The sequence below is a fragment of the Microvirga arvi genome, from assembly GCF_016892765.1.
In the GTDB taxonomy this organism is placed as follows: domain Bacteria; phylum Pseudomonadota; class Alphaproteobacteria; order Rhizobiales; family Beijerinckiaceae; genus Microvirga; species Microvirga arvi.
The window spans coordinates 19243-30393 of the sequence record NZ_JAFEMD010000059.1 but is presented as its reverse complement, the minus strand read 5'-3'; the positions used below and the strand labels follow the sequence as shown (position 1 = coordinate 30393).

The following is an 11151-nucleotide window of genomic DNA, read 5'->3' as shown; positions in this document are numbered from 1 at the left end:
GCCGGGCTGCCCGTCGCGCCACCCTCGATCACCCATCAGGCTCGCAGCGCAACGCTGCGGGCCCCAAGGCGCTGGCTCTTTGACAGACACAGCCGTCATCCCGGACGGCAAAGCCGATCCGGGATCGCAAGACCAGTGAAGCACTGTCATCCCGGGGCTGCGCAGCAGAGCCCAGGATCCATAACCACAACCCTGGACCAGTCCGGCACCGTCAGCGGTTCTGGATCCCCGCCTGCGCGGGGATGACGGGGTCGAGGTTCGTAAGCCTCACCCTGGCTGACGATCCCGGATCTCGCTTCGCTCGTCCGGGATGACGAACGCGCTCAATCTTTCATCCACTCGCGGATGAGGTGGCTCGCGATTGCGGTGGCGCAACACCCCGTGCGCAGGTTCAGGCGGCAGATCTGAGGTGGTCAGACAAAATTATTTGCAAGTATATAACCTTAGCTTAAACTTCGCCCTATCGCGTCCATGAGGTCTTCCACCATGCCGTACAATGTCGTCCGCCTCGGAGGGGAAAGCCGTATCAACACCTCGACATCCGGGATGCAAGGGGCGCCTGAATGGTTTCAACGGCCGGACGGCACCATCGTTTTTCAATGGCGCGGCAACGGCACACAAGCAGGCCAGGAGGATATCGGCGGCCTCTTCCAGCAGGCCTTCGACGCAAACGGACAGCGGATCGGCAGCGAGGTCCGCATCAACGAGACCGTGACCGGAGTGATCGATAGATCTCTGGCGGTCGGCTTTGCGGGCGGCCGCTGGGGCGCGGTTTGGGAGGTCGCGGCGGATGAAACGTCGCCCCAGCGCGATTTCTACATGCGGAGCCTGACCGCGAACGGGGCGGCAGGACCTGAGCTGCGCATCAACGAGACGGAGGCCGGCGGATCGGGGAATTGGAACCATCAGTTCCTGCGCAACGGCAACTCCCTCCACCTCTGGGCCGGTCGTAGCACGAAGGACGGCCAGGAAGACGACCAGGGCATCTTCTTCCGCCTCGTCAATGTGAACGGCAATTTCGTCACCGGCGAGACGCGGGTCAACATGGCGGTCGCCGGGCGGGACGAGACCGGATTCACCTCGGCGTCCCTCGCCGATGGCGGCTGGGTCGTGACGTATCGGTCGGCCACCGATTCGAGCCTCGTCTGGCAGCAGGCCTTCAATGCCGACGGCAGCAGGCGTGGGGATGAGATACAGCTTGCCGCGACCGAGAGTAACGTCGCCGGCTCGCCGAGCATCCGCAATCTGGCCGGCGGCAAATGGATGACATCGTGGTACGAGGGATCGAGCGCCACGAACCGCGATCTCTATTACCAGATCTTCAACAGCGACGGCACTTCAGGAGAGAAGCTGCTGGTCACGACCTCGACCGAGGGCGACCAGGTGCGAGTGGCCTCCCAATCGCTTGCCGATGGCGGCTTCTTGACCTTCTGGCGAGGCAGGGGAACGCAAGCCGGGCAAGAAGACAACCAGGGCCTCTTCTACCAGCGCTTCGATGCGAACGGCGTGAAGATCGGCGGCGAGACCCGCCTCAACGCGACGACCGATGGGGTGATACCGAACAGCACCATCATTCCCTACGTCGCCTACAGGCTCACTCCCGACGGTCGCTACGTCGTCGACAAATATGTCGTTACCTGGAAAGGCATTGGTGACCAGCCCGGCCAGGAGGATGCCGATGGCGGCCTGTTCTTCCAGCTGATCGATGCAGCAACGGGTCTCAAGGTGGGATCGGAAACCCGGATCGCGACTACGACCGCGGGAGAAGCACCTTCGGAATACAACTATGCGTCGCTCGCACACAGCGACCGCTTCGTCTTCGTCTGGGCCGGCAATGGAACTCAGCCCGGGCAGGAGGACGATTCAGGCGTCTTCATGCAGGTCTTCGATAGGAATGGCACCAGGATCGGCTCGGAGACGCGCGTCAACACGACGGTTGACGGCAAGCAAGGTCAACCGATCGTCAGAGAGCTGTCGAACGGCAGCTGGGTCGTGGCGTGGCAGGGTCCGGACGCCGAGGGCGGCGATGGCCTCTACATGCAGGTCTTCGATCGGAACGGCAGCCGTGTCGGAGACGAGATCCGGATCAATTCATCCACTGCAGGCGATCAGTGGCTGTCCTCGATCGACTTTCTCGCCGATGGCACCCTGATTATCGGCTGGGATGGCGCCGGCGATCAGCCCGGGCAGGAAGATGCCGACGGCGGCATGTTCTTCCAGCGCTTCAAGATCAATTCCGCGCCGGAGAGCATCGCCGTCAGCGGATCGATCCAGGAAACGGCTGCGGCGGGCACGACGGCAGGCACTCTCTCGACGGTCGATCTCGACACGTCCGACAAGCACACCTTCACCCTCGTCGACGCGTCTGACGCTCTCTTCGATATCTCCGGCAACACGATCAAGCTCAAGTCCGGCGTCAAGCTCGATTACGAAAAGGCGACGTCGCATAGTCTGCGCGTCAAGGTCGAGGATGCCTTCGGCGGCAGCTATGTTCAGGACGTCGCGGTGAGCGTCGCCAACGTGCGTGAGAAAACGCCGCTGCGGAAAAACGGCACCGCTGGGGCCGACATCCTGTTCGGCGAACTCGGCAATGACACGCTGTCGGGTGCCGGCGGCGACGACCGGCTGCACGGAGATCTCGGGCGCGACCGGATCTCGACCGGCAGCGGCAAGGACGTGGTGGTCTTCGACCAGCGCCCGTCGAGCAGCAACCGCGACACGATCACCGATTTCGATCCGCGCCGGGACTCGCTCTATCTCGACAATGCGTTCTTCACCAAGCTGGGAAAGAAGGGCTCGCTCGAGAAGCCGGTGAAGCTCTCCAAGACCTATCTCGAGTTCGACGCCCCGAACGACGCCAACGATTATCTCATCTACAACCGCAAGACCGGCGTGCTGTCCTACGATGCCGATGGCAACAAGGCCGGCAAGGCCATCGAGATCGCAATCTTCACCAACAAGCCCAAGCTCACCTATGCCGACTTCTTCGTGATCTGAAACTGTTGCGGGAGGTGTATCCGGCTTCCGCCGGATCAGGCCTTCTCCGACTCCACTTCCTCGATCGGCACCAGGGGCTCGTCCTTGACGAGATCGAGGGTGAGCGCCGTGCGGACGTTGCGCACGTTCGGCAGGCTGGTGAGTTCGGAGACGAGGCCCTGGAAGGATGCCAGGTTCGGGGCTACGCATTTCATGATGAAGTCGATGTCGCCCGAGAGGGTCCAGCACTCGCGGACCATGGACCAGTCCTTCACCCGCTGCTCGAACTCCCTGAGCTCCTTCTTGCCCTGGACGTCGAGCTGCACCATGGCGAAGCAGACGATCTCGAAGCCGAGATTCTTCGGATCGAGAATGGCCCGGTAGGCCTTGATGATGCCGGCGCTCTCCAGCGCCCGCACCCGGCGCAGGCATGGAGGCGCCGACAGGCCGACCCGGCGGGCCAGCTCCACATTGGTGATGCTGCCGTCGGCCTGCAGTTCTTTCAGGATGGCCCAGTCGATGGAATCGAGGCGTCCGCGCACGGTAACTCCGTAGGGCACGATCGGGCGGGCGAAAACCGGCCAAGCGCCCGGATCATGCGGTATCAGGTCAAAAAATCTCGTCTTGGCTGACTAGACCGTATAAAGGATCCGCACAAGGAGGACGGGCGATTAAGTCGCAACGAACTTCATGAACTCCACAGGCTTACTGATCGAATGTTGCGCGACGAGACGGTGCTCACCACCTGGGTGCTGACGGACGGCAAGGCCGGGGACGAGCTGCAGGCTTTGAGCGTGGCGGAGGCGCTGGGCCTCACTCCGGAGATCCGTCGGGTCAGGCCGAAGCCGCCCTTTGCGTGGCTGATGCCCTGGGGCCCCATCGACCCGCGGGAACGGCCCGGAGCTGCCGGGAGTCCTCTCGCTCCACCCCTCCCCGACCTTCTCATCGCCTCGGGCCGCCGGGCCGTGGCCTATCTGCGCTTCGTGAAGCGGGCCTCGGGCGGACGGACCTATACGGTGTTCCTCAAGGATCCCCGCACCGGGCCGGAGACGGCCGATTTCATCTGGTCTCCCGTCTACGACCGCCTGCGCGGGCCGAACGTGCTCACCACCCTCACGCCGCCGCACCGGGTCTCGGCGCAACGGATCGAGGCCGCCCGCGCCCGGCCCGACCAGCGCCTCGCCCGTCTCCCTCATCCCCGCACCGCCGTTCTGGCCGGGGGCAACAGCCGCCATCATCGCTTCACGGATCAGGACATCGCCCGTTTTACGGGGCACCTGACGACACTCGCCGAGACCGGAGCCGGGCTCATGGTGACGGCCTCGCGCCGCACGCCTGCCGCCCTGCGGGAGGCCCTGATCGCCCTGACATCCCGGCATGGCGGCTTCTTCTGGGACGGGACGGGCGAGAACCCTTACGTGGACCTGCTGGCGCTGGCCGACTTCGTCGTCGCAACGGCGGATTCCTTCAACATGATCGGCGAGGCCGCCGTCACAGGACGCCCGATCCTGGTCTTCACGCCCTCGGGCGGCCACCCGAAACTGGATGTTTACATGGATGAGCTTAAAAGCCATGGAATTGTGCATCCGTTCGAGGGCCGTCTTGTAGGAGGGCCCTACGAACCCTTAAATTCAACACCCAAGGTCGCGGAGGCCATCGCTCAGGGCTTGAGCCGCCACCGCCGCGCCCTCGGCTTGCCGGACCTGGCCTTTTCACTGGAGACTCCCTGATGGCCCACTCTCACGCCAAGCTCATCATCATCGGCTCGGGGCCGGCGGGCTATACGGCGGCGATCTATGCGGCGCGCGCGCTGCTTGAGCCCGTGATGATCTCCGGCTTCCAGCCCGGGGGGCAGCTCATGATCACCACGGATGTGGAGAACTACCCGGGCTTTGCCGACGTGATCCAGGGTCCCTGGCTCATGGAGCAGATGCGCCTGCAGGCCGAGCATGTGGGCACCAAGATGATCTCCGACCACATCACCAAGGTCGACCTGAAGCAGCGTCCCTTCCGGCTCGAAGGCGATTCCGGCGACACCTACACCTGCGATGCCCTCGTGGTCGCGACCGGCGCCCAAGCCAAGTGGCTGGGACTGCCCTCCGAGGGCCAGTTCCAGGGCTTCGGCGTCTCGGCCTGCGCCACCTGCGACGGCTTCTTCTATAGGGCTAAGGAGGTCGTGGTGGTGGGCGGCGGCAACACCGCCGTCGAGGAGGCGCTCTACCTCGCGAATCTCGCGTCCAAGGTCACCCTTGTCCATCGCCGAGACAGCCTCAGGGCCGAGCGCATCCTGCAGGACCGCCTGTTCAAGCACCCCAAGATCGAGGTGATTTGGAACTCCGCCGTCGAGGAGATCTGCGGCAGCGAGAACCCCTCCTCCGTGACCCATGTGCGGCTCAAGAACCTCGTCTCCGGCGAGACCTCAGACTTCAAGACCGACGGCGTCTTCATCGCCATCGGCCACAAGCCTTCCACGGAACTCTTCACCGGGCAGCTCGACATGAAATCGGGCGGCTACCTGCTCACCAAGCCTGGCTCCACCGAGACCAACATCCCCGGCGTTTTCGCGGCCGGCGACGTGACGGACGACATCTACCGTCAGGCCGTCACCTCGGCAGGCATGGGCTGCATGGCGGCTCTCGATGCAGAGCGCTATCTGGCAGCCCTGGAGGCGACCCAGGAAGCCGCCGAATAGAATTTGTTAACAACTGGTTAGTCTTCAGGCCGATTTCCTGTTGCATCGGACCGGCGGCTCATCAGAGATAAAGGCTGCCTTGCGCCAGGAGCATGAGCATCGGACCCAAAAGTGGACACCACTTTTGGGGTCAGTTTCGATGCTCCCTCTCTTGGCTGGCGCATCGCCGGGTCGGAAAACCTGACCCACTTTTCGCTGACGCGGCCCTCTGGGTCCGCACGATGCGCTAGGCCCGAGGGGAATGCCGTGGACTGGGACAAGATCCGGATTTTCTACACCGTCGCGGAAGCGGGCAGCTTCACGCGGGCCGGTGATGATCTGGGCCTGAGCCAGTCGGCCGTCAGCCGCCAGATCAGCGCCCTCGAGCGCGAGTTGAAGGCTCCCCTCTTCCATCGCCATGCCAGGGGCCTGATCCTCACCGAGCAGGGCGACCTGCTGTTCCGGGCCGCCCGCGACATGCGCATGCGGCTGGAGACCACCAAGGCCCGCCTCGTCGAGACGAGCGAGCGCCCCTCGGGCGAGCTGAAGGTGACGACGACCGTCGGACTCGGCTCGATCTGGCTGGCCCAGCGCATCGCGGAGTTCCTGGATCTCTACCCGGATGTCCGGGTCGAGCTGATCCTCTCCAACGAGGAGCTGGATCTCGCCATGCGCGAGGCCGACGTGGCCATCCGCCTGCGCCGCCCGGCGCAGCCCGACCTGATCCAGCGCCGGCTCTTCACCATCCACTTCCATGTCTATGCGTCGGCCGACTACATCAAGCGATTTGGCGAACCCAAGACGCTGGAGGACCTGGACGAGCACCGGATCGTCTCCTTCGGCGGCGACCAGCCCTCCTATCTCATGGCCGTGCACTGGCTTGCGACGGCCGGGCGGGAAGGCCGCGAGCCGCGCCAGTATCATTACGTGGTCAACAACATCACGGCCCTGAAACTGGCCGTCGAGACGGGAGCCGGCATTGCCGTGCTGCCGGATTATGCGGTCGTGGGCAATCCGGACCTCGTCCAGATCCTGCGCGATGTGGAGATGCCCTCCCTCGACAGCTACCTCGTCTATGCCGAGGAGATGCGCTCCGTCGCCCGCGTCCAGGCCTTCCGCGACTTTCTCATCTCAAAGGCCCAGCGCTGGACCTTCTGACCCGTTAGTTTTCAGCCGAGCTTGATGTCTCTTTGGACTTTGTCGCTCACGTAACGAGAGCCATGCGTTCCATGCAGCCCTTTCATGAGGCATGCTGCATTGCAAAGAGGCACGATGCGGCCGATATGAGCCGTGGCTGATTTCAACGCGGCATCGCTTTCTTCCTCCCGGCGCTGCCGTGTCGGCCGTTCCCTCTGGAAGGTTTTGACTTTTTTGTCGGACCTCGACTTTATGCCGGGCCTTTGGCCCGGCTTTTTTCTTTTCAGCTCCATAAAGCGATCTCACCGGGCGTTGGACTGCTCCACCTCTTCCTTGAGCGCGCGGCGCAGGACCTTGCCCACATTGGTTTTCGGAAGAGACTCCCGGAACTCGATGTGGCGGGGCACCTTGTAGCCCGTCAGGTTCTCCCGGCAGAACTGTCGCAGCTCGTCGGCGGTGAGGCTCGGATCCTTCCGGACCACATAGGCCACCACCGTCTCGCCCGAATGCTCGTCCGGCAGGCCGATGACCGCGGACTCCATCACGCCCGGATGCTTGGCGATGATGTCCTCGACCTCGTTCGGATAGACGTTGAAGCCCGAGACCAGGACCATGTCCTTCATGCGGTCAACGATCTTGATCTGGCCGTCCGGCAGCATCACCGCCACGTCGCCGGTGCGGAACCAGCCGTCCGATGTCATGACCTTCGCGGTCTCGTCGGGCCGCTGCCAATAGCCCGCCATCACCTGAGGCCCCTTCACGCATAGCTCACCGCGCTCGCCGGCAGGAAGAGCCGTGCCGTCGGCGGCACGCACGCTGACATCCGTCGACGGCAGCGGATAACCGATGGTGCCGGTGAACTCCTCGATGTCGAGGCGGTTGGCGCAGACCACGGGCGACGTCTCGGAAAGGCCGTAACCTTCGACGATGGGCTGCCCGGTCACCTGCTTCCACTTCTTCGCCACGGCCTCCTGGGTGGCCATGCCTCCGGACACGGCGAGAACCAGCTGGGAGAAGTCCACCTTCTCGATGCCGGGCGCATGGGCCAGGGCATTGTAGAGGGTGTTGAGGCCCGACATGAGCGTGATGCGGCTCTTCTGCAGCGTCTTGACGAAGCCCGGAATGTCGCGCGGGTTGGCGATCAGAAGCTGGCATCCGCCCAACTTGGTCATCAGCAGGCCGCACACCGTCAGGGCGAAGATGTGATAGAGGGGCAGCGCCGTCACCATCACATGGTCTTCGCGGTCGCCGAAGAACGGAGCCATCCAGGCTTCCAGCTGCAGCACGTTGGCCGCCACGTTGCGGTGGAGCAGCGTCGCGCCCTTCGCAACGCCCGTGGTGCCGCCGGTATATTGCAGGAAGGCGATGTCGTCCGGCGAGACAGTGACCGCCTGCGGCTTCTTCCTCGCCCCTTCGGCCACGGCGTCCTTGAAGCTCACGGCCTGCGGCAGGCGGAACGGTTTCACCGCCTTCTTCACATGCCGCGAAACGAGGTTAATGATCGCTCCCTTGAGGCCGAGCAGATCGCCGGGCGTTACGACGACGACCCGATCCAGCTTGATCTCCGGCAGGGATTCCTCGACCGTCGCGCCGAAGTTCTCGAGCACGAACAGAAAGCGCGCTCCGGAATCGTTGAGCTGATAGGTGAGCTCCCGCGGCGTATAGAGCGGGTTGACGTTCACCACCGTACCGCCGGCGAGCAGGATCCCGAACAGGACCCCGGGATAGGCCATGACGTTCGGCATCATGATGGCGACCCGGTCACCCTTCTTCAGCCCCTGCGCTTGCAGCCATGACGCTACGGCATCTGCCTCGCGCCCCAACTCAGCATAGGTTATCCGCTTGCCGAAGCTCTCGGCGGCGGGCCGGTTCGGGTACTTCGCCAGGGCATCGCGGAAGATGTCGTTGAGGGTGCCGATCCCGGCCTCGTCGATCGTAGGCGGGACGCTCGCTGGATAGGAGTTGAGCCAGGGGCGGGTTGCAGAAGAATCCTGGGCGCCCGCCGTGGCAGGCGCCGGGGTCGTGGCGTTCATCGTCGTCCTCCGCTTCGCGGCGAGGTGTGCTTCATGGGAGATGGCGTCTCCATCTCATCATAACTTGGCGCGGAAGATCGAATTTGTCGACGGAAATAGTTTAGACCTGAACGATCATCCTGGATCGTCCAGGTCCAAAATGGTCAATGAGCCTTCTGCATGGCCATCTCGGCCGGGCGGCCGCTGAGTTCGGCCATGTGGTCGAACCGGGTCGAGAAGGTTCCGACGCCCGCCGTCGCCGAGCGCAGCTCGACGATGAGGTCGCCGATCTCGGATTCGGGAATCGTGGCGCTGAGCACCTGCCATCCGTTCCATCCGGGCCGCTCGTCATAGCCGAGGATCTGCCCGCGCCGGCCGGTGACCAGGCCTGTTGCCTTGGAGAGCGCCTCGGATGGAATGGTGATCTCCACCGACAGCACGGGCTCCAGCAGCACGGGCTTCGCCTTCGGCAGCGCCTCCGCCAGGGCGAGCTTGGCAGCCGCCTGAAAGGCGGCATCGGAGGAGTCGACGGTGTGATACGAGCCGTCCGTCAGCGTGACGGCGAGGTCGACCACGGGGAAGCCGAGAGGGCCGCACCTGATGGCATCCCTGACCCCCGTTTCCACCGAGGGGATATACTGGCGCGGAACTACCCCGCCGGTGATCCTGTCCTGGAAGGCGAAGCCTTCTCCGCGCGGCAGCGGCTTGATCTCGATCATCACGTCGCCGAACTGGCCATGACCGCCGGTCTGCTTGCGGTGACGGCCTCTCGCCGATGCCGGCAGCTTGATCGTCTCGCAATAGGCCACCTTCGGCTTGGCCGTCTCGACACCCACCTGGAAGCGCGAGGCGAGCTTCTCCACCGCCACCCGCAGGTGCATCTCCCCCTGCCCGTGCAGCCTGATCTCGCCCATCTCGGGGCGGGTTTCGATCACGAGCGAGGAATCCTCCTCGGTGATCTTGGAGAGAGCGCTCGACAGGCGGACGTCGTCCTTGCGGTCCTTGACCTTGAGGGCCACCGCGTAGACGGGCTCGGGCGGCGCCACCGAGAGGATGGCCTCCGGCCGCGTCTTGCCGGCCGCGAAGCTGTCGCCGGTTGCGATACCCTCCAAGCGACCGAATCCGACCGCATCGCCCGCCACGGCCTCCGACTTCCGGGTCGTGGCGCTGCCCATCATCGTCAGGAGGCTGCCGATCCTGGCTTCGCCGCCGCGGGAGCCCACCACCATGTCGCCTTCATGGAAGGTGCCGCGCATGACACGGGCGATGGACAGCTTGCCGCCCTGCCCCTGATGCAGGGTTTTCATGGCTTGGGCCAAGGGAGGTCCTTCTTCGGAAACGCCGAGCCGCGCGCGGGTTTCGGCCAAACTCGGCGCCTCGTGGCGCAGCGCCTTGAGCAGCCGCGTGATGCCGTTGCCGCGCTCGGCCGAGCCGATCAGCGCGGGCACCACGTGCCTTTCCCTCAGTTCCTTCGAAAGATCGTCGAAAATCTGGTCGCGCGGCGGTTCGATCTCGGAGATCAGTTCCTCCATGAGTTCGTCGTCGTAGTCGGCCAGCCGTTCCAGCATGGCGAAGCGCGCTTCCTTCTCCCGCGGCAGTTCGCCTTCGGGCAGATCCACAACCTCGCTCGGCGCATGCTCGCGATAGATGAAGGCGCGCTCGAGGGCGAGGTCAATGAAGCCGACGGCGATGCCGTCCTTCCAGAGCGGGATCTGGCGCAGCAGAAGCGGCGTGCGCGAGGCCTGCTGCAGCAGCGCAAGCGTCTCGCGGATGCGCTGGTTGGCCGTGTCGATCTTGTTGATGAAGAGAAAGCGCGGAATATCGGCTTCTTCGAGTTCGCGCAGGATGATCTCAAGTGCGGGAATCTTGCGCTCGTCAGCCTCGCAGACGACGATTGCTGCATCGCAGACCGGCGCAACGTTGCGCATTTCGTGCAGGAATTCCGTCGAGCCGGGGCAGTCGACGAAGGTCAGGTTCTCGCCCAGGAAATCGACGGTCGCCACATTGGGCTCGATGCTCATGGCATGGGCGCGGGCCTCGGCGCTCGCATCGCCCACACTATCCCCGTTCGCCACGCGGCCGGCCCGCGATATGGCGCCAGTGCGCTCCAGGATGGCCTCGAGGAGCGTGGTCTTGCCGCTCTGAAACGGGCCGACGATCGCGATGCATCGCGGGCCCGAAGCTAGTCTGCCGTTGGGTGCCATAGGACGTCATCCTTCCCTGCCCCCGCTGTTGGCGCGCTCTTCACGGACGCGTTACCCCGATGCTCTGCCTCTCGCTTCGGAATGGCAAGGGGGTTTTTGAGATGTCCCAGACCTTAAAGCCAAGCTCAGGCGAGCCGAACCCCACGTCGCC

General features: G+C 64.2%; 8 protein-coding genes. 4 read left to right on the top strand and 4 right to left on the bottom strand.

Features of this window, described 5'->3' with window-relative positions; all coding sequences use genetic code 11:
• The first annotated feature begins 486 nt into the window (after positions 1-486).
• Positions 487-2997, top strand: coding sequence for a calcium-binding protein (locus ILT44_RS24630; RefSeq protein ID WP_204242252.1), 2511 nt, complete (start codon positions 487-489; stop codon positions 2995-2997).
• A 35-nt stretch (positions 2998-3032) separates the two neighbouring features.
• Here the strand turns inward: ILT44_RS24630 and ILT44_RS24625 are convergent, their stop codons facing one another.
• A complete protein-coding gene (locus ILT44_RS24625; protein WP_204242251.1) occupies positions 3033-3518 on the bottom strand; it encodes an Lrp/AsnC family transcriptional regulator in 486 nt (161 codons plus the stop codon).
• A gap of 177 nt (positions 3519-3695) precedes the next feature.
• On the opposite strand from ILT44_RS24625, the gene ILT44_RS24620 reads away from it, so the two are divergent.
• The 3 genes from ILT44_RS24620 (at position 3696) to ILT44_RS24610 (ending at position 6805) form a co-directional block, all read left to right on the top strand.
• Entirely contained in the window at positions 3696-4706 is a 1011-nt protein-coding gene (locus ILT44_RS24620) for a mitochondrial fission ELM1 family protein (protein ID WP_204242250.1), read from the top strand.
• Entirely contained in the window at positions 4706-5668 is a 963-nt protein-coding gene (gene trxB, locus ILT44_RS24615; RefSeq protein WP_204242249.1) for a thioredoxin-disulfide reductase, read from the top strand. Before ILT44_RS24620 ends, trxB begins: the two co-directional genes overlap by 1 nt.
• 246 nt (positions 5669-5914) lie before the next feature.
• Positions 5915-6805 (top strand): LysR family transcriptional regulator, encoded by an 891-nt coding sequence (locus ILT44_RS24610; RefSeq protein WP_204242248.1) that lies wholly within the window; start codon positions 5915-5917, stop codon positions 6803-6805.
• Between the two features lie 11 nt (positions 6806-6816).
• Here ILT44_RS24610 and ILT44_RS24605 read toward each other — a convergent pair whose 3' ends face one another.
• The 3 genes from ILT44_RS24605 to ILT44_RS24595 all read right to left on the bottom strand — a co-directional run bounded on the left by ILT44_RS24605 (position 6817) and on the right by ILT44_RS24595 (position 11000).
• Complete coding sequence (locus ILT44_RS24605; RefSeq protein ID WP_204242247.1) at positions 6817-7077, bottom strand: hypothetical protein; 261 nt, start codon at positions 7075-7077, stop codon at positions 6817-6819.
• A gap of 9 nt (positions 7078-7086) precedes the next feature.
• Positions 7087-8817: an AMP-binding protein gene (locus tag ILT44_RS24600; protein WP_204242246.1), complete on the bottom strand. Its 1731-nt coding sequence runs from the start codon at positions 8815-8817 to the stop codon at positions 7087-7089.
• 143 nt (positions 8818-8960) lie between these two features.
• Complete coding sequence (locus ILT44_RS24595; protein WP_204242245.1) at positions 8961-11000, bottom strand: elongation factor G; 2040 nt, start codon at positions 10998-11000, stop codon at positions 8961-8963.
• Between the last annotated feature and the right edge of the window lie 151 nt (positions 11001-11151).